This window comes from Hungatella sp. L36 (assembly GCF_014288035.1).
In genome coordinates this window covers 267,424-289,504 of record NZ_JACOPC010000005.1, presented here as the reverse complement: position 1 = coordinate 289,504, position 22,081 = coordinate 267,424, and the positions used below count along the sequence as shown (strand labels likewise).

Annotated in this window: 21 protein-coding genes; 18 read left to right on the top strand and 3 right to left on the bottom strand. The window is 49.9% G+C overall.

The window, feature by feature from the left end:
* From eutM to H8S80_RS14925, 3 genes are all read left to right on the top strand, one after another.
* Positions 1-288, top strand: coding sequence for an ethanolamine utilization microcompartment protein EutM (gene eutM / locus H8S80_RS14935; RefSeq protein WP_002602437.1), 288 nt, complete (start codon positions 1-3; stop codon positions 286-288).
* Between the two features lie 136 nt (positions 289-424).
* The gene (locus tag H8S80_RS14930) at positions 425-1,504 is read left to right on the top strand and encodes a DMT family transporter (protein WP_002602438.1); all 1,080 of its coding nucleotides are present in this window, start codon (positions 425-427) and stop codon (positions 1,502-1,504) included.
* 4 nt (positions 1,505-1,508) lie between these two features.
* Positions 1,509-1,775, top strand: a complete 267-nt coding sequence (locus H8S80_RS14925; RefSeq protein ID WP_002602439.1) for a hypothetical protein — start codon at positions 1,509-1,511, stop codon at positions 1,773-1,775.
* A 144-nt stretch (positions 1,776-1,919) separates the two neighbouring features.
* Here the strand turns inward: H8S80_RS14925 and H8S80_RS14920 are convergent, their stop codons facing one another.
* On the bottom strand, positions 1,920-2,717 hold the full coding sequence (locus tag H8S80_RS14920; protein WP_002602440.1) for a histidinol-phosphatase HisJ family protein: 798 nt from the start codon (positions 2,715-2,717) through the stop codon (positions 1,920-1,922).
* A gap of 253 nt (positions 2,718-2,970) precedes the next feature.
* Between H8S80_RS14920 and H8S80_RS14915 the strand changes: the two genes are divergently transcribed.
* From H8S80_RS14915 to H8S80_RS14875, 9 genes are all read left to right on the top strand, one after another.
* Positions 2,971-4,638, top strand: a complete 1,668-nt coding sequence (locus H8S80_RS14915; RefSeq protein ID WP_002602441.1) for a Na/Pi cotransporter family protein — start codon at positions 2,971-2,973, stop codon at positions 4,636-4,638.
* A gap of 193 nt (positions 4,639-4,831) precedes the next feature.
* Positions 4,832-5,863 (top strand): type I glyceraldehyde-3-phosphate dehydrogenase, encoded by a 1,032-nt coding sequence (gene gap / locus H8S80_RS14910; protein WP_025530550.1) that lies wholly within the window; start codon positions 4,832-4,834, stop codon positions 5,861-5,863.
* A 302-nt stretch (positions 5,864-6,165) separates the two neighbouring features.
* A complete protein-coding gene (locus H8S80_RS14905) occupies positions 6,166-7,377 on the top strand; it encodes a phosphoglycerate kinase (protein ID WP_025530551.1) in 1,212 nt (403 codons plus the stop codon).
* A 25-nt stretch (positions 7,378-7,402) separates the two neighbouring features.
* Positions 7,403-8,155 (top strand): triose-phosphate isomerase, encoded by a 753-nt coding sequence (tpiA, locus tag H8S80_RS14900; RefSeq protein ID WP_002602444.1) that lies wholly within the window; start codon positions 7,403-7,405, stop codon positions 8,153-8,155.
* A gap of 265 nt (positions 8,156-8,420) precedes the next feature.
* Positions 8,421-8,894, top strand: coding sequence for a hypothetical protein (locus H8S80_RS14895; RefSeq protein ID WP_002602445.1), 474 nt, complete (start codon positions 8,421-8,423; stop codon positions 8,892-8,894).
* Positions 8,895-9,041: 147 nt separating this feature from the next.
* Positions 9,042-10,580, top strand: a complete 1,539-nt coding sequence (gene gpmI / locus H8S80_RS14890) for a 2,3-bisphosphoglycerate-independent phosphoglycerate mutase (protein ID WP_025530553.1) — start codon at positions 9,042-9,044, stop codon at positions 10,578-10,580.
* A 255-nt stretch (positions 10,581-10,835) separates the two neighbouring features.
* Complete coding sequence (locus H8S80_RS14885; protein ID WP_002602447.1) at positions 10,836-11,348, top strand: ferritin; 513 nt, start codon at positions 10,836-10,838, stop codon at positions 11,346-11,348.
* A complete protein-coding gene (locus H8S80_RS14880; RefSeq protein WP_002602448.1) occupies positions 11,348-11,533 on the top strand; it encodes a (2Fe-2S)-binding protein in 186 nt (61 codons plus the stop codon). The genes H8S80_RS14885 and H8S80_RS14880 overlap by 1 nt, the downstream gene beginning before the upstream one ends.
* Positions 11,534-11,610: 77 nt before the next feature.
* Positions 11,611-12,471, top strand: coding sequence for an SAM hydrolase/SAM-dependent halogenase family protein (locus H8S80_RS14875; RefSeq protein ID WP_002602449.1), 861 nt, complete (start codon positions 11,611-11,613; stop codon positions 12,469-12,471).
* 205 nt (positions 12,472-12,676) lie between these two features.
* On the opposite strand, the gene H8S80_RS14870 is transcribed toward H8S80_RS14875, so the two are convergent.
* Positions 12,677-13,717, bottom strand: a complete 1,041-nt coding sequence (locus tag H8S80_RS14870; protein WP_412300688.1) for an alcohol dehydrogenase — start codon at positions 13,715-13,717, stop codon at positions 12,677-12,679.
* Positions 13,718-14,314: 597 nt separating this feature from the next.
* Between H8S80_RS14870 and H8S80_RS14865 the strand changes: the two genes are divergently transcribed.
* The 5 genes from H8S80_RS14865 to H8S80_RS14845 all read left to right on the top strand — a co-directional run bounded on the left by H8S80_RS14865 (position 14,315) and on the right by H8S80_RS14845 (position 19,907).
* Complete coding sequence (locus H8S80_RS14865; protein ID WP_117632925.1) at positions 14,315-15,835, top strand: GntR family transcriptional regulator; 1,521 nt, start codon at positions 14,315-14,317, stop codon at positions 15,833-15,835.
* Between the two features lie 30 nt (positions 15,836-15,865).
* Positions 15,866-17,581 carry an ABC transporter ATP-binding protein gene (locus tag H8S80_RS14860; RefSeq protein ID WP_117632926.1) on the top strand — a complete coding sequence of 572 codons (1,716 nt, stop codon included), beginning with the start codon at positions 15,866-15,868 and terminating at the stop codon, positions 17,579-17,581.
* Positions 17,578-18,414 carry an energy-coupling factor transporter transmembrane component T family protein gene (locus H8S80_RS14855; RefSeq protein WP_002602453.1) on the top strand — a complete coding sequence of 279 codons (837 nt, stop codon included), beginning with the start codon at positions 17,578-17,580 and terminating at the stop codon, positions 18,412-18,414. The genes H8S80_RS14860 and H8S80_RS14855 overlap by 4 nt, the downstream gene beginning before the upstream one ends.
* Positions 18,415-18,436: 22 nt before the next feature.
* Positions 18,437-19,279: an SAM hydrolase/SAM-dependent halogenase family protein gene (locus H8S80_RS14850; RefSeq protein WP_002602454.1), complete on the top strand. Its 843-nt coding sequence runs from the start codon at positions 18,437-18,439 to the stop codon at positions 19,277-19,279.
* A gap of 70 nt (positions 19,280-19,349) precedes the next feature.
* Positions 19,350-19,907 (top strand): ECF-type riboflavin transporter substrate-binding protein, encoded by a 558-nt coding sequence (locus H8S80_RS14845; RefSeq protein WP_002602455.1) that lies wholly within the window; start codon positions 19,350-19,352, stop codon positions 19,905-19,907.
* A 67-nt stretch (positions 19,908-19,974) separates the two neighbouring features.
* On the opposite strand, the gene H8S80_RS14840 is transcribed toward H8S80_RS14845, so the two are convergent.
* Positions 19,975-20,670: a hypothetical protein gene (locus H8S80_RS14840; protein ID WP_002602456.1), complete on the bottom strand. Its 696-nt coding sequence runs from the start codon at positions 20,668-20,670 to the stop codon at positions 19,975-19,977.
* Positions 20,671-20,830: 160 nt separating this feature from the next.
* Here H8S80_RS14840 and H8S80_RS14835 point away from each other — a divergent pair, with 160 nt between their 5' ends.
* Complete coding sequence (locus H8S80_RS14835) at positions 20,831-22,081, top strand: hypothetical protein (protein WP_002602457.1); 1,251 nt, start codon at positions 20,831-20,833, stop codon at positions 22,079-22,081.

The following is a 22,081-nucleotide window of genomic DNA, read 5'->3' as shown; positions in this document are numbered from 1 at the left end:
ATGAAATACGATGCATTAGGAATGATTGAAACAAAAGGTTTAGTTGGATCCATCGAGGCTGCAGATGCCATGGTTAAGGCTGCAAATGTTACATTAATCGGCAAGGAATTCGTAGGCGGCGGTCTCGTTACTGTCATGGTAAGAGGCGATGTCGGTGCAGTAAAGGCAGCGACTGACGCAGGCGCGGCAGCAGCTCAGAGAGTAGGCGAGCTTGTATCCGTTCATGTGATTCCGCGTCCTCACGCAGAGGTAGAGACCATTCTTCCGGCAGCTGCAAGAGAAGAGTAATCAGTCAGGTGGTCAGGAGCGCCGTCTCATATGTCGCAGAACGACAGGAAAAGCAGCGCTCCTGCTTTTTTGCAGGAACTTAAGAGTGCTCTCGTTTCGGAGGGTGCTCCTTAACCAATAAGGAGGGCTTACAAGAATGAATGAAGGTGCAGGCGCAGCAGCTGTTGCTGCGAAGAAAAAATTATCTGCTCAGTTTTTTAAGAAGGGTGTATTTGTTGCAATCATGTCCGGTATCTGTTACGGGCTGTATTCCGCGTTTATGACACTGGGAATGACAAAGGGGATATGGGCGGACTGGTATGGTCCTAATACGGCGGCTTTGTCTGCTTTTGTCATAACGTATCTGCTCGGCTCACTGGGAAGCGCGATCAACGATACGTGCAGCGCGGTATGGGCCCTGCTGATTGCCGGAGCAAAGGGAAAGCTGGGCGACTTTTTCCGCTGTTTAAAGACGAAACCAGGCTGGATCATGATCGCTGCCGCTCTGGTGGGCGGCCCCATCTCCAGTGCGGCCTATGTGGTTGGACTTCAGATGGCTGGTTCCATCGTTATTCCGATTTCGGCTCTCTGCCCTGCAATCGGTGCAATCTTAGGAAGAGTGCTCTACAAGCAGGAACTGAATAAGCGCATGGTTGCCGGTATCGGGATCTGCGTTCTTTCCAGCTTTATGATCGGAAGCACCAGTCTGGGCGGCGATGCTCCGGAGGGCCGGCTTCTGGGAATCTGTATCGCATTTATCGCGGCTCTGGGCTGGGGAATAGAAGGATGCGTAGCCGGTTATGGTACGACCCTGATCGACTATGAGATCGGTATTACCATTCGCCAGTGTACCTCCGGACTTTCCAACCTGTTTATTCTGGTTCCGATTTTTGGCATCATTGCCGGCAACATCGGCATTGCCCCTCATTTAACGGTTCAGGCATTTACCAGCGGTCCGGCCATGATCTTTTTCGTGATCAGCGGATTCTTCGCCCTGTTTGCATACAGTCTGTGGTATAAAGGAAACAGCATGTGCGGCGCGGCTCTCGGTATGGCGTGTAACGGAGCGTTTTCCTTCTGGGGACCGTTCTTCTGCTGGATTATCCTCGGCGTCATCTGCGGGATCGACGGCTGGTCACTTCCGCCGATCGTCTGGGCGGCAGCGATTCTGATGATATTCGGTATCCTTATGATCGCCATGAATCCGCTGGATTTATTTAAGAAAAAGGAGGACTAGGCAGATGAAACCACTGAGTTACGCGATTATCAAACACTTTACGGAGGTCCCAGAGGCCTGTGCGGAAGATGTAATCGACGCCTTAAAGGGAGATTACGGTAAATTCAGGGGATTGACCCTTAAGTCTGTGATCGAGACCCTGATGACGGACGAGGCCAACGGTCTCCTTGAGGAATCCAGATTTGAACTGGATGAAGTCGGAAATTTAAGGATTTACTACCGGGCGAATGAGGAGCAGAAGGCGACCATCAACCGGTATATCAAAGACTGACGGCGGGATACGGTATAACCGCTGAACAGCCATCGATTGGAGGCGGGCCTGGCCCTTCCAGCCGATGGCTGTTTTGTGTAATAGGAAGGTGCTCCGCACCCTTTACTCCTCTGTGTATGGACTTTACTGCAGTGTACGAATCCACTACAATGGAAGAAACTGCGCTTTCCGCTGGCGGAACACCGTATAATACGAGAACCCGCATTCCTTCAGCAGTTCCCTTGTCCGCTCGAAATCAGCCCCTAAATCTTCAGGTATATGGGCGTCCGAGCCGATCGTCAGGATTTCTCCGCCTAACTCCCGGTAGCGTTTCAGCACATCTGCCGCCGGGTTGGGCTGGCTGATGCCCTTCCGCAGTCCGGCCGTGTTGCATTCAATTCCCTTGCCGTGTTCGATGACAGCCTTGAGAATCCTGTCGAGGATGTCCCTGTACGCCTCATAGCTGTAGAAGGCGGCCTTGTTGGGACCGTATCGGACGATGTAGTCGATGTGGCCCGCCACGTCGTAATCGTCCAAATGGCTGACATTATCCAGCGTAGTCTCAAAATACTGGAGGTAGGCATTGGCCTCCCCCCTCTCCTCGAAAAACTCCGGGTAGGCGGGATCCTTTCTGTCTATGAAATGGGTGGAACCGATGACGAAATCAAAGGGATATCTGCGGGTCAGTTCTTTAAAATACTCCTTTAAATGGACCTGCAGTCCCAGTTCAATGCCGATCCTCACATCGATCCGGTCTTTATATTCTTCCTGAAGCCTGGTGAGAGAACTCATGTAGGGGTCCAAATCCAGGTTGAAGTCGATGATGGATTCCACGTCATAGTCGTGGTGGTCCGTGATGCACAGCGAATCCATTCCCAGTTGTATGGCACGCTCGATCTGCGCCCTGGGGGGCGTCGTGGAGTCGCCGGAAAAATCCGTGTGCAGATGGTAATCTGGCAGCATGACTGTCTCCTCTCTCTCTAAATGAAAGCTAAAACCATTATAATCAATATCGTTGGGAAAAGCAACGCAGGATTCGTCAGCTTTACACACTTTTTACCAAAAGTTTACAGAATTCATAAAAAGCGTTGAAAAGACATTCCGGTCTATGATATCATTAGAGATGCGCGCGGCGGAGGGAATCCATGCGGGTATGAAGCCGGCGCTTAAAAAAGAAAATGAATGCAGTTGAAAAAGGGGTTACAAGGAGGTAACTATGTCTGTCAATGACATATCAAGTCTGTTCAGTTTTATCGGTGGACTGGGGATGTTCCTGTATGGCATGAACATCATGGCCGACGGTATGCAGAAGACCGCCGGAAGTAAGATGAGCCAGTTTTTGGGAATGTTAACGAACAATCGTCTGATGGCGGTCCTTTTGGGTGCGCTGATCACGGCAATTATTCAGAGCAGCGGTGCTACGACGGTTATGGTAGTCGGTTTTGTAAGTGCCGGGGTCCTGAATCTGACACAGGCGGTAGGCGTGATCATGGGTGCCAATATCGGTACGACGATTACGGCCTGGATTGTATCTATGAACCAGCTGGGAGATGCGTTTGCCGTATTCCAGCCGGCATTTTTTGCTCCGCTGTTGATCGGGATCGGAGCGATTTTCATGTTATTTGGTAAAAAACAGAGGATGAAAACGGCGGGAGAGATTCTGGTCGGCCTTGGTCTTCTGTTCATTGGTCTTGATTTTATGTCGAGTTCCATATCGCCATACACTGACGCGCCTGTTTTCTCTGAGGCATTCCGCCTGCTGGGAAGCAATCCATTGCTGGGAATGATCATCGGTGCTCTGGTTACGGCTCTTCTTCAGAGCTCCTCCGCCTCAGTCGGTATCTTACAGACTCTGGCGATGAACGGTGTGGTAACGACGAACGCGGCGATTTTCATCACGCTGGGCCAGAATATCGGTTCCTGTGTGACCGCCATGATATCCAGTATCGGCGGGTCCAGAACCGCAAAGAGAGCGGCCGTCATCCACCTGACATTTAATGTGATGGGCGCCGTGATATTCGGAGTGATTTCGTTTATCCTGTTTTCCCTTCATCCGGTGCTTGCGGCCCATAACATTACATCTGTGCAGATATCGATTTTCCATACGATCTTTAACCTGACGAACACGGCGCTGCTGTTCCCGTTTGCCAATCAGCTGGTGAAGCTCTCCGGAGTCTTCGTTCCGGAGGATAAGAAGGAACCGGCCGTCACTGACGAAGAGTCCGAGACGATGAAGCATCTGGATGAGAGAATCTTCGAATCTCCCGCATTTGCCGTGGAGACGGCAGCCATGGAAGTGGTTCATATGGGACAGATCACCATGGAGAATGTGAGACGGGCCATGGACGCGGTTCTGACTAAGAATGCAAATGAAGTCGAAGACGTGTATAAAACGGAGCAGACCATCAATAATATGGAGAAGATGCTGACCGAATATCTCGTCAAGGTCAACAACCTGTCGCTGACAGAAAGACAGAAGCTGGTTGTGAATGACTTGTTCTACAGCATCAATGACATTGAGCGTGTGGGAGACCACGCAGAAAACCTGGCCGAGCAGGCAGAATACATGGTACAGCATAATATCAGCTTTTCAGAAACAGGAGAGTCGGACCTTCATGTTATTTGTGAGACCGCTTTTAACTCGTTCAAACACTCCATCAACGCCCGGCAGAAGGGGGACATGGATGATGTCAGAAAGGTAAGCCAGTACGAGGACGAGGTGGATACGCTGGAGGAGGAGCTGAGGGAGAAGCACATCGAGCGGCTGTCTGCCGGTAAATGTGACCCTTCGGCAGGGGTGGTATTCCTGGATCTTATCAGCAATCTGGAACGTATTTCTGATCACGCATACAATCTTGCCGGTTACGTGAAGGACGAGATGTAGAAAATGTTAAAAAAGTAACAAAATCCAAAAAATGAAAAAAAGGACTTGCTATTTAATGGATTATTAGGTAAAATAAAGGGTAGTTGATTTTATTTTAACAAAATCACAAGAAATCCACTCTTCATTAAAGATTGTGGATATGTGAATTAAAAGGTACAATCAAATTAATTTTATTCTTAGGAGGAATTGAATTATGGCAGTAAAAGTAGCGATTAACGGTTTTGGTCGTATCGGTCGTCTTGCATTCAGACAGATGTTTGGTGCAGAAGGTTATGATGTAGTAGCTATCAACGATTTAACAGATCCGAAGATGTTAGCTCATTTATTAAAATATGACACCGCTCAGGGTGGATACACAGGACGCATCGGTGAAGGCCTTCACACAGTAGAAGCTGGAGAGGACTCCATTACTGTAGACGGCAAGACCATCAAGATTTACGCAGAAAAAGATGCTGCTAATCTTCCTTGGGGAGAAATTGGCGTAGATGTAGTATTAGAGTGTACAGGCTTCTACTGCTCTAAAGATAAATCTCAGGCACACATCAATGCAGGCGCTAAGAAAGTTGTTATCTCCGCACCAGCAGGCAGCGATCTGCCAACCATCGTTTACAGCGTAAACGAGAAGGAATTAACTGCAGATGATACCATCATCTCCGCAGCTTCCTGTACAACAAACTGCTTAGCTCCTATGGCTAAGGCTCTGAACGATTACGCTCCGATCCAGTCCGGTATCATGAGCACAATCCACGCTTACACAGGCGATCAGATGATCCTTGACGGACCGCACAGAAAAGGCGATTTAAGAAGAGCAAGAGCTGGCGCTGCCAACATCGTTCCGAACTCCACAGGCGCTGCAAAAGCAATCGGCCTTGTTATTCCGGAATTAAACGGCAAGTTAATCGGTTCCGCTCAGCGTGTTCCGGTTCCGACAGGTTCCACAACAATCTTAGTTGCTGTAGTTAAGGGCAAAGACGTTACAAAAGAAGGCATCAACGCAGCTATGAAGGCAGCAGCTTCCGAGTCCTTCGGCTACGAAGAAGATCCGATCGTTTCTTCTGACGTTATCGGCATGAGATTCGGTTCTCTGTTCGATGCTACTCAGACCATGGTTTCCAGCCTTGGTGATGACTTATATCAGGTACAGGTTGTTTCCTGGTATGACAACGAGAACTCCTATACAAGCCAGATGGTTCGTACAATTAAGTACTTCGCTGAATTAGGCTAATTATTAAAGATCCATGGAGGGTCCGGTCGTTTGGACCGGACCCTTTTATCGTTCAAAGGAAGGGGCGCTCCGGCGTGTCCTTTCTCTTATAAAACAGGTTCGTATCCTGTATCCATAACCATTTCGTTATGAATACAGCGTCAAGTCAAAACCCCGCCGCAGGCAACGGGGCATCCAATTTGCAACGCCGTGAACGGCGGGGTTTTTAACCCTCGCGGCAGTCGCCAAATGGTCCCGCAAGCGTGCCCATCTGGCTCGTTGCCCGCGGGAATAAGCGAAAATATGGAAAGGAGCATGAAATTATGCTTAACAAGAAAACAGTTGATGATTTAACCGGATTACAGGGAAAGAAAGTGCTCGTAAGATGTGACTTCAACGTTCCGTTAAAGGAAGGCGTGATTCAGAACTACAACCGTATCGACGGTGCGATTCCAACCATTAAGAAATTACTTGATCAGGGTGCAAAAGTGATACTTTGCTCTCATTTAGGAAAGCCGAAGGGAGAGCCGCTTCCAGAGCTGTCCTTAGCTCCGGTAGCTCCGGCACTGAGCGAGAGACTTGGCGTAGAAGTAAAATTCGTGGATGATCCGAAGGTAACTGGACCGGAGACACAGAAGGTTGCTGCCGAATTAAAGGATGGCGAAGTTTTATTACTTCAGAATACCCGTTACAGAATCGAAGAGACAAAGTACGGAAAAGATGAGAATGCGGAAAGCTATGCGAAAGAACTGGCTGATCTCTGCGACGGCATCTTTGTAAACGACGCGTTCGGTACGGCCCACAGAGCTCACTGCTCCAACGTAGGCGTTACAAAATACACCAATACCAATGTAGTTGGATACTTAATGGAAAAAGAAATCAAGTTCTTAGGACAGGCCGTTGAGAATCCGGTTCGTCCGTTCGTTGCCATCTTGGGCGGAGCGAAGGTTTCCGATAAGATTAACGTAATCAACAACCTGCTTGACAAGGTAGATACCCTGATCATCGGCGGCGGTATGGCTTATACATTTGAGAAGGCACAGGGCGAGGAGATCGGCAATTCCTTATGTGAGGAAGACAAGCTGGATTACGCTCTGGAGATGATCAAGAAGGCCGAAGAAAAAGGCGTGAAGTTATTACTTCCGGTTGACCATGTAGAAGGTAAGGAATTCTCCAACGATACAGAACGCAAGGTCGTTGATGTTATCGATGCCGGCTGGTCAGGATTCGATATCGGACCGAAGACCATCGCTCTTTACAAGGCTGCTCTGGAAGGTGCTAAGACTGTTGTTTGGAACGGACCGATGGGCGTATTTGAATTCTCCAACTTTGCGGAAGGTACTCTGGAAGTATGCCGCGCCGTTGCTGATTTACAGGACGCAACAACCGTAATCGGCGGCGGAGATTCCGTAAATGCTGTGAAGAGACTTGGCTTCGCTGACAAGATGACTCATATCTCCACAGGCGGCGGTGCATCCTTAGAGTTCCTGGAAGGCAAAGAGCTGCCAGGCGTAGCTGCTGCAGATAATAAATAAGTAAGTAAGAGGAGAATAAGATAAAATGGCAAGGAAAAAAATTATTGCTGGTAACTGGAAGATGAACATGACACCAACAGAGGCTGTAGAGCTGGTTAATACCTTAAAGCCGCTGGTTGTTAATGAGGATGTAGATGTAGTATTCTGTGTACCGGCCATTGATATCATTCCGGTTATGGAAGCAGCAAAGGGAACCAACATCTGCGTTGGTGCCGAGAATATGTACTATGAGGACAAGGGCGCCTACACCGGCGAGATTTCCCCTGCCATGTTAGTAGATGCTGGCGTTAAATACGTAGTAATCGGCCATTCTGAGAGAAGAGAGTACTTCGCTGAGAGTGACGAGACAGTAAATAAAAAGGTCTTAAAGGCATTCGAATACGGCATTACACCGATCGTATGCTGCGGAGAGTCCTTAACTCAGAGAGAGCAGGGAATCACCATCGACTGGATCCGTCAGCAGATCAAGATCGCCTTCTTAAACGTACCGGCAGACAAGGCTGCAGAAGCTGTTATCGCTTATGAGCCGATCTGGGCAATCGGTACCGGCAAGGTCGCTACGACTGAGCAGGCTCAGGAAGTATGCGGAGCGATCCGTGCATGCATCGCTGAGATCTATGACGAAGCCACAGCAGAAGCGATCCGTATCCAGTACGGCGGTTCTGTATCCGCTGGAAGCGCACCGGAACTGTTCGCACAGCCGGACATCGACGGCGGCTTAGTAGGCGGAGCTTCCCTGAAGCCAGACTTCGGAAAGATCGTTTGCTATAACAAATAAGTAATGAATAATACAGGATTATGAAGTGTCCTGTAATGAAAAAAGGTGGAGACAGTCGCAAACGCGGCTTCTCTGCCTTTTTATTATTCTGTACACGGCCGGTATTTCGCGAAGCGTACTGCCGGTCGCAGTGTGTGCAGTAACTTTTTATTCCGCTGAAAAGCCTGGTTATGCGCATACGGTTGACAAGTGATGAGAAAAAGTGAATAATAGTAATGAATATACCGATGTCAGGGTGCGCAGAATGGGTAAAGGAGGAGGAGTTATGGATACAAAAGAGCCGGGACTGATGCAGAGGAGTATTGAGATCGACATGGAGCGGATTCGGAAGGAACTGTGTGAGCAGGAGCTGCTTCCGGGAGCGTACTGCCAGGAATACGAGATATTTAAAGTGATATACCGGTTTGTGGCGCGGAGGCTGAAGCGCACGAATGAGAGCGCCTATATCATCCTGCTGACCCTGACGGACCGGAAGGGAGAACTGCCCTGTCTCGAGAGCAGAAACGGGCAGATGGAGATTTTAAGGGAACTGATTCAGTATTCGATCCGCTGCGGGGATGTCTATACGAAATACAGCAGCTGTCAGTTTCTCATTATGGTGACAGACTTATCAGAGGCGGATGCCGATATGGTTGCGAAGAGAATTGCGGATGCATTTTACCAGAGACTGGGCGAGGGAGCGGACCAGGTGCTGCTGCACCACTGCTATCCCATGAAAGCCATGGAAGAGCGGCCTTAAACCATTATCGTTCACAGCCTAAAGCCTGGGTTTATGATAAAAATTTGTCATTCAGCAGTTGCAAGATATCCGCAAATCATGTAGAATATAGAGTTGTGAGAAGATAATTACCATTATATAGAAAAAACAAGATAAGGAGATTAAGTTATGAGCAAGAAACCTGTTGTACTTATGATACTTGATGGATATGGACTGAATGATAACTGTGACCATAACGCAGTCTGCGAAGGCAGAACACCGATTATGGACCAGCTGATGAGCCAGTGCCCGTTTGTAAAGGGCAACGCCAGCGGCCTTGCCGTAGGACTTCCGGATGGCCAGATGGGAAATTCCGAGGTTGGTCACTTAAACATGGGTGCCGGCCGTATCGTTTATCAGGAACTGACCAGAATTACAAAATCGATCCAGGACGGAGATTTTTTCGATGTTCCTGAATTTTTACAGGCTGTAGAGAACTGTAAGAAGAATGATTCTGCCCTTCATTTATGGGGACTTGTCTCCGACGGAGGCGTGCACAGCCACAATACCCATATCTACGGACTCCTGGAACTTGCCAGGAGAAATGGCCTCGACAAGGTTTACGTACACTGCTTCTTAGACGGCCGTGACACACCGCCGGCTTCCGGCAAGGGCTACGTGGAAGCGCTGGAAGCGAAGATGAAGGAAATCGGAGTGGGCAAAGTAGCCTCTGTGATGGGCCGTTATTATGCGATGGACCGTGACAACCGCTGGGATCGTGTGGAGCGCGCTTACAACGCTCTGACCAGGGGAGAAGGCGGTACTGCTGCCAGCGCTACGGCAGGAATTCAGGCTTCTTATGACGCGGAAGTGAATGATGAGTTTGTGGAGCCGTTTGTCGTAGTCGAGGATGGAAAACCGGTTGCTACCGTAAAAGATAACGATTCCGTTATTTTCTTCAATTTCCGTCCTGACCGTGCAAGAGAGATCACGAGAGCGTTCTGTGATGACGATTTCAAGGGATTTGCCAGAGACAGACGCCTGAACTTAACGTATGTATGCTTTACCGATTATGATGACACCATTGCAAATAAGCTGGTTGCATTTAAGAAGGAAGCCATTGCGAATACCTTTGGCCAGTTCCTTGCAGACCACGACATGACCCAGGCCAGAATCGCCGAGACAGAGAAGTATGCTCATGTGACATTCTTCTTTAACGGCGGTGTTGAGGAGCCGAATAAGGGCGAGGACAGAATTCTGGTTCCGTCTCCGAAGGTGGCTACCTATGACCTTCAGCCTGAGATGAGTGCCCCGGCTGTTTGTGACAAGCTGGTGGAAGCGATCAAATCCGGAAAATACGACGTTGTCATCATCAACTTCGCGAACCCGGATATGGTTGGCCATACGGGAATTGAGGATGCTGCGATCAAGGCGATCGAGACAGTAGACGCCTGTGTGGGAAGAGCCGTAGACGCAGTCAAGGAGATGGACGGCGTACTGTTCATCTGCGCCGACCACGGAAATGCAGAGCAGCTGGTAGATTACGAGACAGGAACACCGTTCACCGCTCATACCACAAATCCGGTTCCGTTCATTCTTGTGAACGCAGATCCGTCCTATAAGCTGCGCGAAGGCGGCTGCCTGGCAGATATCGCTCCGACATTAATTGAATTAATGGGCATGGAACAGCCGAAAGAGATGACTGGAAAGTCATTATTAGTGAAGTAAGATACGGGAAATATCCTGTAAAAACGACAAAAATATAAAAGAAAAGTCATGTTATAATCTCAGACATAAAAAAATAGTTATGAAAAGTCGAAAAAAGGCCGCATATTTGAACCTTAGGAACCGCAGCGATCACCGGCGGGGAAGAGGGGACAGAGTGACGGCCTTTTTCCTGCCTCCGTGGGAACGAATGGTGGTTGTTCGTCTGGCTGGCGGATGATATAATATGGGAAGAAAATAAAAGAAAGGGGAATTACCATGTTGGATCAAAAAGTTGCAGAACTTATTAATGTGCAGGTGAATAAGGAATTTTACTCGGCGTATCTGTATCTCGATTTTGCCAATTACTACCGCGAGGCGGAGCTGAATGGATTTGCAAACTGGTATCAGGTGCAGGCACAGGAGGAGAGAGACCATGCCATGCTGTTTATTCAGTATCTGCAGAATAACAGCGGCAAAGTGACTCTTGAGGCCATTGACAAGCCCGATAAAAAGTTTGAGGACTACGTCGGACCGCTGAAGGCAGGGCTGGAGCATGAGGTCTATGTGACCGGACTTATCCATGCGATCTATGATGCGGCATACTCCGTAAAGGATTTCCGTACCATGCAGTTTCTCGACTGGTTTGTGAAGGAGCAGGGCGAGGAAGAGAAGAATGCAGATAATCTGGTGAAGCGTTTCGAGCTCTTTGGCCATGATCCGAAGGGGTTATACATGCTGGATTCTGAGATGGCGGCCCGCGTATACACCGCTCCGTCCCTGGTGCTGTAATGGGAAAGAATGAATATCTCTGTCCGTGCCTGAAGATCACGAAAAAGGATATCAAGGAGGCGATCGCGGACGGCGCGGATTCCTTTAAAAAAGTGAAAAAGAAGACGGGAGCTTCCCTGAAATGCGGCCATTGTGAGTGCCGGGTGAAGAAGTATGCGAAAAAGCAGTTGAAGAAGCACGCTTGACAAGCGCAGCAAAGAAATCTATACTAAATGTGCAAGGGTTTCTAAACAACTCCCTTAGCACTAAAGGAAAGATGAATATGAGAAAACCACTTATTATTCAAACAGATTTTGGCACTGCGGACGGGGCTGTCTGCGCAATGTATGGAGTATCCTATGGGGTAGACCCGGAACTTCGGATTACGGACTTGACACACGATATTCCCCAGTATGATATCTGGGAAGCATCCTACCGGCTGATACAGACGGTGAACTATTGGCCGGAGGGGTCGGTATTTGTCAGCGTTGTGGATCCGGGAGTGGGATCGACGAGACGAAGCATTGTGGCGAAGACCACCACGGGACAGTACATAGTGACACCTGACAATGGAACACTGACCCATGTGAAGCGGATGTGCGGAATCACGGAAGCGCGTATCATCGATGAGAATGTGAACCGCCTGCCGGGATCGGGAGAGAGCTATACGTTCCATGGCCGTGATATTTACGCTTATACTGGGGCGAGGCTGGCTGCCGGTGTCATCACCTTCGAGGGAGTAGGCCCTTCCGTGGAAGCGGAAAGCGTCATCGAGCTTCCTGTTGTGGAAGCGGCTTATAACGGAGAGCGTGTGAGCGGTACCATCGATGTGCTCGACGTCAGATTCGGAAGCCTGTGGACCAATATCTCCAGAGACCTGTTTTTGAAGATTGGTGTAAAACACGGACAGCGTGTGGAAATCAGTATTGAGAATGAGACGAGAACCCTGTACAAGAATATTCTGGTTTATGCAAAGAGCTTTGCCGACGTTTATGTAGGCGAACCGCTCATCTATGTGAACAGCCTGGACTGCATGGCGGTAGCCATCAATCAGGGCAGCTTTGCAAAGGCCTATAACATTGGAACAGGGAATAAGTGGCAGATTACGATGCGTAAGGCGCCTAAGATTATATACGAAGACTAAACACTTTATCTGATTTAATAGATAAAGGATGAAAAAGTGAATAGACATAGAAGACGGCTGTCCCGCCGCTCCGGAAGAAGGAGCGGGCGGGACAGCCGTCTTTATCGCGCTAAGGAAGTATGGCCGCTGAAGCGACCGCGCTCCGGCGCGATAGTCCGGCGGGCCGGAGTCTTTGCTCTTGCTTTTTTGTCTTATGATCGTCCGGTCAGATGGTAATCGCGTATTTTATGACATGATCGGCCTGCTTTTCAAATATCTCGTAAGCCTCCAGGATATGGGCTAAATCCGTCCGGTGTGTGATGAGGCAGCCGGTATCCAGCTTTCCTTCCTCAATCAGCTTCAAAATTTCACTGCAGGAATTGGCATCGACGCCTCCTGTCTTGAAAATCAGATTTTTCCCATACATAGAAGGCAGAGGAAGTACCTGCGGTTCCTCATAGAGTGCGGCGACGCAGACAACCGCGTTGGGACGGGCGATCTGCCAGGCCATCTGGAAGGTGTCCTTCCCTCCGGCCACCTCGAGAACAGAGTCGGCGCCCCGGCCGGATGTGAGTTCCAGCACTCTTTCCAGGACATTTTCATTGCGCGGGTTTAGGGTGTAATCGGCAAGACCGCGGCGTTTGGCAAGCTCCAGGCGTTCCTGGGAGGTATCGATGGCGATCAGCTTCCCCGGATGATAGAGGCGGGCACACATCATGGTGCATAAGCCGGTAGGGCCGGCTCCGATGACGGCCGCCGTGCCGCCCTCCCCGATCTCCGCAAGCCCCGCGCCCCAGTAGCCGGTGGATAGGATGTCCCCCGTAAAAAGGGCGGCTTCATCGGTCACAGAATCGGGAATCGGCGTGAGGCCGTTGTCCGCAAATGGAATGCGGACGTACTCCGACTGACCTCCGTCGATCCGGCAGCCGAGAGCCCAGCCGCCATGCTCATCAGTACAGTTATTGACATAGCCGCGCTGGCAGTAAAAGCACTCCCCGCAGAAGGTCTCCACATTGACGGCAACCCTGTCGCCGGGTTTTACCCGTGTCACCTCACTTCCAGTCTCTTCCACGATCCCCACAAATTCATGGCCCAGTATGGTGCCCGGAACAGCCCTGGGAACTGCGCCGTGCAGGATATGGATATCGCTGGAGCAGATGGTGGTGAGCGTAACTCTCACGACGGCATCCCTGGGGGTCATGATATGTGGGATTGGCCGTTCCTCTAAACGCAGGATTCCATTGCCTTCGTAGACGACGGCCTTCATGGTTTCCTTACGGGGAAGGTTTTGTGATGTATGGTTCTGTGATACCTGATTTTGTGACATAAGTTTCTCCTCTCCATACTTTAAAAGCGGTAAAAATACCTCTTACTATACTCTGTATAATAGTCTAGTCAATGGCCTCCCAATTGTCAATGCGCATGCCTCGAAAAATATCCGGAAGTGTAACAGTTCAGTCTCTGCTGCGAGCTGCCGCTGTCTGGCCCGGCGTTTTCGCTTTCCGGACCTTTTCTGTTCCGGTTTCGGGCATAAGCATTTCTAAACGTGCAGGATTTTTCTAAAAACCAGTGAAAATCCCCAAACTCGCTGCGCTCAGACAGGTGGGGATTTCCCCTGAACGAAAAATTCTGCGCGTTAAGAACTGCTAATGCCCTGCAAAGTCACAGAAAAGGTCCGGGAAGCGAAAACGCCGGGCCAGACAGCGGCAGCTCGCAGCAGAGGCTGAACTGTTATCCGAAAGCATATCCGAAAGACTGAACAAAAAGTAAATGATTTTACCTGTAAACTTTGTAGAAATGTGTTGACAGAAGGGGATCTCTGTACTAAACTTAACTTGTTGAACAAGTTGGATGGGAGGTGCCTATGGTTAAGAGATGTACCGGGGAAGATGAGAGCCGGCTGCTGGATTTTTTGCAGAATGATGCGGTCTATCACACATTTCTGCTGGCAGATATCGGCAATTACGGATTCGATCAGGAGTTTCAGACCGTATACGCGGGGCTGGAAGAAGACCGGATTACTCATGTTTATCTGAAGTTTTACGGGAACTTAATTGTGGCAGGGGAGGCAGGGAACATCGACGGGGAGTTTTTAAGAACACTCACCGAAGAATGGAAGCCGGATGTGATCATGGGAAAGGCGGAGCTGACGAAAGCGGTCGGCAGATGGCTTCCCGGATATGAGCTGGCGGAGAAGAACCTCTATCTCCTGGAGGACAGTGCGCACCTCATCGGCGAGGCCGGACTGCCGGAGGGCGTGACCATGAAAAAGGGCGTGCCGGGAGACGAGGATAAGATTCATGCATTTCTCATGACGATTCCGGAGATACGCGCGCTTTATGCTTCAAAAGAGATGATCGCGGACCGGTTAAAGAGCGGAGACGGGACCCACCTCTATCTGGAGCGGAACGGAGAAATTATCGCCCATGTGAACAGCGCAGCGAAGAGCCCGTTTACCGTCATGTTAGGCGGCGCAGCTGTGAAGGAAAAGGAACGGGGAAAGAACTTAGAGGCCCTGCTGGTCAGCCGGATAAGCCGCGATATTCTGGCGGAGGGGAAGAAACCGTGTCTCTTCTGCGACAGAGGGGAAGAACATAATCTGTTCGTGCAGATCGGCTTTCAGAAGGCCGGAATCTGGGGAACGCTGACCCCTAAGAAGCCGGAAGAGGGAAAGAGCCGGCTGCCATCCTACATACCGGTTTATAACCGGCTGTTTCAGGATTTAATGGATGGCGTCTATGAGAAGGACAGCCTTCTTCCCAGTGAAAATGTGCTGGCGGCGGCCTATAAGGTGAGCCGGAACACGCTGAGGCAGGCGCTGACCATTCTGACACAGGACGGATTTATCTATAAACGGCAGGGAAAGGGAACCTTCGTATCCTACGACTGCCGCAGAAATGAAAAGAAGAACCTGTATAATTTTTTGAGAGAGTGTGCCAAGGAACCGGTGAGCCGGGTGACTATGGATTACAATATCGGACTTCCGACGAATATTGCAAAACAGAAGCTAAAGCTTAAGGACGGCGACGAAGTCCTGGCGAGCAATAACGTATACTGGGGCGAAGAAGGTCCCATCGGCCAGTCCTTTCTGCAGATTCCCATGGAGATGATCATGGGGAGCGGCATAGATGAAAAGGAACCCGACGAGGAACAGCTTCTTCATTTTATGGACAGTTTGATTTATCAGAAGGCGGTGAAAGCCCACATGACAATTCAGGTGGTGGCCGCCGATGAACAGGTGATCTCCTATATGGATATACCGGAGGGAACTGTGCTTCTTCATATGGAACAGATTTTATACGGGCCGGATTATACACCCGCCGCCCGGATTAAATATTATTTCATTCCTGACAAATATCAGGTTGACTGTCAGCTGCAGGCGTAACCGCCAAATGCTCATAACTAGGAGGCATATATGGATACGAATAAGAAACCAATTATTCAGTTCAATTCATTCCAGTTTCACTATTTCAGCCAGGCGGAACCGACCCTTCATGATATCAATTTAACGATCTATGAAGGGGAAAAGGTTCTCATCGTCGGCCCCAGCGGAAGCGGTAAGAGCACCCTGGGAAACTGTTTAAACGGTCTGATCCCTTTTGCCTATAAGGGGGAGATTGAAGGAAGCCTTAAAATCAACGGCAGAGAGACGAGGGAGATGAATATCTTCGAGCTGTCGAAAATGGTGGGCACCGTGCTTCAGGACGCGGATGGCCAGTTCATCGGACTGACGGTGGGCGAGGACATCGCGTTTGCACTGGAAAACGACTGTGTGGACCAGGGCAAGATGAAGGAAGCCGTCCAGAAGGTGGCGGACATGGTGGACATGGGAAATCTTTTAAAATCTTCTCCTTTCGAGCTGTCTGGGGGACAGAAGCAGAGAGTATCCTTCGCAGGCGTCATGGTTGATGATGTGGATATCCTGCTCTTTGACGAGCCGCTGGCCAATTTAGACCCGGCCACGGGAAAGACGGCCATCGATCTGATCGATCACGTGTGGAAGGAACTGGGAAAGACGGTTGTGATTATCGAGCACCGTCTGGAGGATGTGCTTTACCGCGATGTGGACCGGATCGTGGTGGTAAATGATGGCCGGATTGCAGCAGACATGTCGCCGGACGAGCTGATCGCGGCGGACATCCTTCCGAAAATGGGAATCCGGGAGCCCCTCTATGCCACCGCACTGAAGTACGCGGGAGTCAGGGTAACGCCGGAGATGCGCCCCGGCCGTATGGAGACGCTGCGGATCGACATGGTAAAGGAGGCGGTGCAGAAATGGGCGCTGAGCCGTGTGCCGGACCGGGAAGTGAATAACAGGCCCGATATTCTGGCAGCGGAACATTTAAGCTTCCAGTATACGAAGAAACGAAGAATTCTGAAGGACATCAATTTCCACATCAGGGAAGGGGAGATGGTCAGCATCGTGGGCACCAACGGCGCCGGCAAGAGCACCCTGGCCAAGGTAATCTGCGGATTTGTCACGGAAGACGAGGGACGTCTTCTGTACGAGGGCGAAGATTTGAAGGGGAAGACGATCAAGGAGCGTTCCCGGATGATTGGTTTCGTGATGCAGAATCCTAATCAGATGATCTGTAAGCCCATGATTTACGATGAAGTGGCGCTTGGACTTAGAATTCGGGGGATTGATGAGGCGGAGACGGAAAAACGTGTGGAAAAAGCGCTGAAGATCTGCGGCCTGGCTCCATTTAAGAAGTGGCCCATCTCCGCGCTGAGCTTTGGCCAGAAGAAGCGCGTTACCATTGCCTCCGCGCTGGTTCTGGATCCGAAGATCCTGATTCTGGATGAGCCCACGGCGGGCCAGGATTTCCACCACTATACGGAGATCATGGAATTTTTAAAGAGCCTGAACAGCGAGGGGGTCACCATTATCATGATTACCCATGACATGCATCTGATGCTGGAGTATACGCCTCACGCCATTGTAATCTCCGACGGGCAGAAGATCGGGGATGCAACCTCGGCGGAGATACTGACCAATGAGACGATAACGGAGCAGGCGAACCTAAAGATCACCTCCCTCTATGAGCTGGCCGTGGCATGCGGGGTGGAGAATCCGGAGGGCTTCGTCCAGAACTTCATCGATTACGAAAGGGGGCTTCGTCACGCATGAAAAGCAAATTGTTCGACTACATAGACCGGGATAATTTAATCTTTAATTTATCGGGGCTTACGAAGCTGGTATGCTTCATCGGTTTGACCTTCGCGGTCATGTTTTCCTACGATATCCGCTACATCCTGTTTGTCATGGTGCTGTCCGTCATCTTCTTCGCCATGTCGGGCCTGCAGTTTAAACAGATCAAGCTGATGGCAATTTATGTTGTCGTATTTCTAGCCATCAACTTTGTGCTGACCTATATCTTCAGTCCGCAGTACGGAACGGAAATTTACGGAACGACCCACGAGCTGTTTCGGTTCAACAGCCGCTACACGGTGACGGAAGAGCAGCTGCTCTATCAGGTGACGAAGGTGGCCAAATACGCCTCCGTGGTACCTCTGGGAATGATTTTCTTACTGACGACCAACCCAAGTGAGTTTGCGGCCTCCATCAACCGCGTGGGCTGTAATTACAAGGCGGCCTACGCGCTTTCTCTGACACTCCGGTATTTTCCGGATACTATCCGGAATTACCAGGATATCGCGCTGGCACAGCAGAGCAGAGGACTGGATTTATCCAGGAAGGAAAAGCTGGGAACGAGGGTAAAAAACGTGATGAATATCTGTGTGCCCCTGATCTTTTCCACGCTGGACAGGATTGAGCTGATCAGCAATGCCATGGATTTACGCGGCTTCGGAAAGAAGAAAAATCGGACATGGTACGTGGCAAAGCCATTAAAGACTGTGGACTGGTGCGCGATGGCGGCAGCATTGGCGATTTTCCTGGGATCTCTGGCTATGACATTTTTTGTCAATGGAGGTTCCAGATTCTATAACCCATTCATTTAAACAATCATAAAGGAGAAAAGCTATGAAACCAATTTTAGTATTTCAGACAGATTTTACTTACAAAGAAGGCGCAGTCAGCTCCATGTACGGCGTGGTGAAGTGTGTGGACCGTGAGCTGGAGATTATGGACGGTACCCATGAGCTTCCGCAGTATGACACCTGGAGCGCCAGCTACCGCTTATATCAGAGCCTTCAGTTCTGGCCGGAAGGAACCGTTTACGTGTCTGTCGTGGATCCTGGAGTAGGAACGAAGCGCCGCGCCTGTGTGGCAAAGACGGTTGACGGATACTATATCGTAACGCCGGATAATGGCTCTCTGACACATGTAAAGAAGATGATCGGCATCGAAGCGGTTCGTGAGATCGACGAGACAGTAAACCGTCTGAGAGGAAAAGGCACGGAAGGCGTTGCCATCTTCCACGGCCGTGATTTATTCGGCTATACAGCGGCTCGTCTGGCCAGCGGAATCATCGATTTTGAGGGCGTAGGACCGGAGTACCCGGTGGAGGAGATCGTGGAGCACCCGATTCTGGAACCGGAGATTACAGAGGGAAAGGCCTGCGGTGTATTCGAAATCAATGATCCTAACTTTGGAAACTTATGGACGAACATCAGACTGGAAGACTTTAACCGCGCGGGATTTGCTTACGGTGACTATGTCAATGTAACGGTAAAGCATGACGGAGAGGTGGCTTTCCAGCAGAAGGTATTATTCCATCAGAGCTTCGGTTTCGCTGAAAAGGGCGATCCGATGATTTATAACAATGAGCTCATGAAGGTGTCTCTGGCCGTCAGCCAGGGAAGCTTCTGTGACAAGTATAATCTGGGATACGGGCCAGAATGGACGGTTGAGTTTACAAAGTAGAATTTACTTGACAAATTATGGGAATTTGAGTAGTCTTAACTCGTAATCTACCAACCAAAGGAGGGTAATCATGAAAAAGTTATTTGAGTTCAAAACAAAGACCATCGTTGCAACCGGACTTGGCGCGGCTTTATTCACCCTGTTATTTATGTACGTGAAGATTCCGACCGGAATTCCGGAAACCGACATTCAGACCGCATACGGCATCGGCGCGTTTTTCGCCGCTCTGTTCGGACCGATCGCGGGCGGACTGATTGCATTCATCGGACATGCGCTGTCTGACGGTATTCAGTATGGGTCTATATGGTGGAGCTGGGTAGTTGCCAGCGGCATTTCCTGCTTCATTATCGGTCTCGTATATCCGAAGCTTCATGTGGAAGACGGTGAATTTGGAAAGAAGGATATCGTTCTTTTCAATATTTACCAGATTATCGGTAACTTTGTTGCGTGGGTTATCGTAGCACCGCTTCTGGATGTCGTAGTCTATGCAGAGCCGGCAAACCTGGTCGTGACACAGGGCGTCGTAGCTGCTATCAGCAATGCGATTTCTGCAGGCGTCATCGGTTCAATCCTGCTGGTACTCTACAGCAAGACACGTTCCAAGAAGGGCAGCCTGACAAAGGAATAAATCAGTATAAAAGAACCGCCGCCGGCAGGCAAGACCTGCAGGCGGCGGTTCCTTCGTTATTCGCGCATTACTCGTCAAACAGCTTTGAATAGATCTCTTCACACAGTGCATCCACGTAAGCCTGGTCGGGAAGGTCCTTCGAGGTAATGAGGAGGTCAGAAATCAGCTCGAACCGCTTGAGATTCCTCTCATCCTCGCCCAAATCAGAAAAATCGGCATCGAGGCGCCCATCAATATCTTCCCTGCGGTAGGCAGAGAGGAACCAGGAGATCAGCTCCTCCGTCTGTTTTTCTTCTTCCTCAATCTCACTGGCCATGCCCTTGGCGGAGCGGAATGTCAGGAAGGCGATGATCAGACAGCCGATCCCCATAACGGTCAGCGTACCCTGAATCAGGTACTTGGAAAAACCCGCCATGGGCATGTCGAAAATGCCTGCCCAGCATAAGACGGCAAAGACGGTGATGGCTCCTCCAACCAGTAAAAATGCGGAGGCGCTGGACTTGCGGTCTTCGTATTTCTGAGATTTCTTCACGTAAGCAGCGGGCGGACGCACCGGCTTTTCCGCCTTCGGCATCTCCCCGGATTCCTCGCCCGAGGCCTCGCTGTCCATGTCTTCCTGCATCAGGGCGTCCGGCTCCTTTGCCAGCGCCGCCTTCTGCATGGCGAGGGCTTCCTCCTTCGATTCAAACAGGGGACCGCCGCAGTCGGAACAGACGGTAACTCCTTTGATAAATTCCATGTCACATTTAGGACAGTATGGCATGACGTTCTCCTTTGCATATGGTAATATAGGTAAATTATACCTCTCAATCACAATTTCGTCTATGAAGAAATGAAAATACAAAAAAGTAAGGGCGTTTTATGCTTCCCTTTCTGAGCAAAATACGATAGAATAGAGAAAGACATATTAGGAAGGGTTTCAGATGAGTATTAGGATCAGGTTTGCGTTAAGGCCAAAGAACCGGCTGACCGGCTACCGTGAATGGACGCCGGATGCCGCGGAGACGATGATTAAGGAACTGGCTGGAGAGCAGGGCTATACATGCGAGTCTCTATCCGGATGTCTGCTTTGCAGGCTCTGTCCAGAGGGCTATATATGGTTCCACTGGGATAAACGGGTTCTGCGGGGGGAGTCCCAGACCAACATCGTGGGGCCCGGCTTTCATGTGGCTGTCATAGCATTTTTAGAGCAGCTGGCCGGGCAAGGAAAATTAAAATTAAAAGTTGATGACAAGACGGGCTATTACTGGAGAAGAGATTTTCTGACTATGCGGAGAAAGTATTTCTATCAGTGGTTTATGGATCTGATGAAACTGGTGTCCGGATGGGAGAATGGGCCGGAATATACATTTTGCTGGCCTTCCAGCTACTATATACCGGAGAAGCAGGAAGGAAAGCTGATTACACATATCCGCCCTTTTTCGTTTATGGAAATTCGCGGAGTCGTGAATTCAGGACTCAGTATGGCATTTGCCAGGGATTTTTTTATTTGGAATGAGATTGAAAAGGATGCCGTTTACTACAGAAACTGCGCACTGGTGCTTTTAAATCAGAGCTGCTTTTTTATGCCCTCCAGCAGGTGCGAGACGGATAAGAAGGTCAATGACAGGATTATTGAGTGCCTGGAAAAGGCGCTGGCCATGGATTCCAGCCTGCCGTTTCCATTAAAAGAATATCTGGAGATATGCCGCCTCGCAGAGCATGAACCGGTGGATGTAAGCCATGCGGAGCCGCTTTCGAGAGAGCTTTTCGTGGGCTGCCGGAGACATCTCATTTACCGGAAGCTGGGCAATATGAAATTCTGCCTGCCGGGATCTTTCATGTTCGACGAAAACTGCCGCAACGGCATGGATCATTACTACGACGGCGTGGAATACGGCGGTCATGATCTCTACATTTACGCGGTGGTCTTAGGTACAGGCGGCACATCCAAATTTAAAAAAGCATGGTTCGAACAGGGGACGCCGGAAGAGGAGTTCCTGTTTGATGTGGATAAAGGAAAAGGAAAAGCGGTCTTTTATGCGCCCGAAGAGAAGGACGGAGAGATGCTTTACAACATGTCCGCCCAGGTTCTCTACAAAGAGCAGAGAACCAATATTAACATAACCTGCAGGAAGCCCGGGGAGATGGAGTGGGCTCTTGATCTGGTAAAGAAGATTACAATAACGGAATAG

Bases quoted from the DNA above. Each gene is read 5' to 3' on its own strand.
- eutM (WP_002602437.1), top strand. From the start codon at position 1: ATGAAATACGATGCATTAGGAATGATTGAAACAAAAGGTTTAGTTGGA.
- H8S80_RS14930 (WP_002602438.1), top strand. From the start codon at position 425: ATGAATGAAGGTGCAGGCGCAGCAGCTGTTGCTGCGAAGAAAAAATTA.
- H8S80_RS14925 (WP_002602439.1), top strand. From the start codon at position 1,509: ATGAAACCACTGAGTTACGCGATTATCAAACACTTTACGGAGGTCCCA.
- H8S80_RS14920 (WP_002602440.1), bottom strand. From the start codon at position 2,717: ATGCTGCCAGATTACCATCTGCACACGGATTTTTCCGGCGACTCCACG.
- H8S80_RS14915 (WP_002602441.1), top strand. From the start codon at position 2,971: ATGTCTGTCAATGACATATCAAGTCTGTTCAGTTTTATCGGTGGACTG.
- gap (WP_025530550.1), top strand. From the start codon at position 4,832: ATGGCAGTAAAAGTAGCGATTAACGGTTTTGGTCGTATCGGTCGTCTT.
- H8S80_RS14905 (WP_025530551.1), top strand. From the start codon at position 6,166: ATGCTTAACAAGAAAACAGTTGATGATTTAACCGGATTACAGGGAAAG.
- tpiA (WP_002602444.1), top strand. From the start codon at position 7,403: ATGGCAAGGAAAAAAATTATTGCTGGTAACTGGAAGATGAACATGACA.
- H8S80_RS14895 (WP_002602445.1), top strand. From the start codon at position 8,421: ATGGATACAAAAGAGCCGGGACTGATGCAGAGGAGTATTGAGATCGAC.
- gpmI (WP_025530553.1), top strand. From the start codon at position 9,042: ATGAGCAAGAAACCTGTTGTACTTATGATACTTGATGGATATGGACTG.
- H8S80_RS14885 (WP_002602447.1), top strand. From the start codon at position 10,836: ATGTTGGATCAAAAAGTTGCAGAACTTATTAATGTGCAGGTGAATAAG.
- H8S80_RS14880 (WP_002602448.1), top strand. From the start codon at position 11,348: ATGGGAAAGAATGAATATCTCTGTCCGTGCCTGAAGATCACGAAAAAG.
- H8S80_RS14875 (WP_002602449.1), top strand. From the start codon at position 11,611: ATGAGAAAACCACTTATTATTCAAACAGATTTTGGCACTGCGGACGGG.
- H8S80_RS14870 (WP_412300688.1), bottom strand. From the start codon at position 13,717: ATGAAGGCCGTCGTCTACGAAGGCAATGGAATCCTGCGTTTAGAGGAA.
- H8S80_RS14865 (WP_117632925.1), top strand. From the start codon at position 14,315: ATGGTTAAGAGATGTACCGGGGAAGATGAGAGCCGGCTGCTGGATTTT.
- H8S80_RS14860 (WP_117632926.1), top strand. From the start codon at position 15,866: ATGGATACGAATAAGAAACCAATTATTCAGTTCAATTCATTCCAGTTT.
- H8S80_RS14855 (WP_002602453.1), top strand. From the start codon at position 17,578: ATGAAAAGCAAATTGTTCGACTACATAGACCGGGATAATTTAATCTTT.
- H8S80_RS14850 (WP_002602454.1), top strand. From the start codon at position 18,437: ATGAAACCAATTTTAGTATTTCAGACAGATTTTACTTACAAAGAAGGC.
- H8S80_RS14845 (WP_002602455.1), top strand. From the start codon at position 19,350: ATGAAAAAGTTATTTGAGTTCAAAACAAAGACCATCGTTGCAACCGGA.
- H8S80_RS14840 (WP_002602456.1), bottom strand. From the start codon at position 20,670: ATGCCATACTGTCCTAAATGTGACATGGAATTTATCAAAGGAGTTACC.
- H8S80_RS14835 (WP_002602457.1), top strand. From the start codon at position 20,831: ATGAGTATTAGGATCAGGTTTGCGTTAAGGCCAAAGAACCGGCTGACC.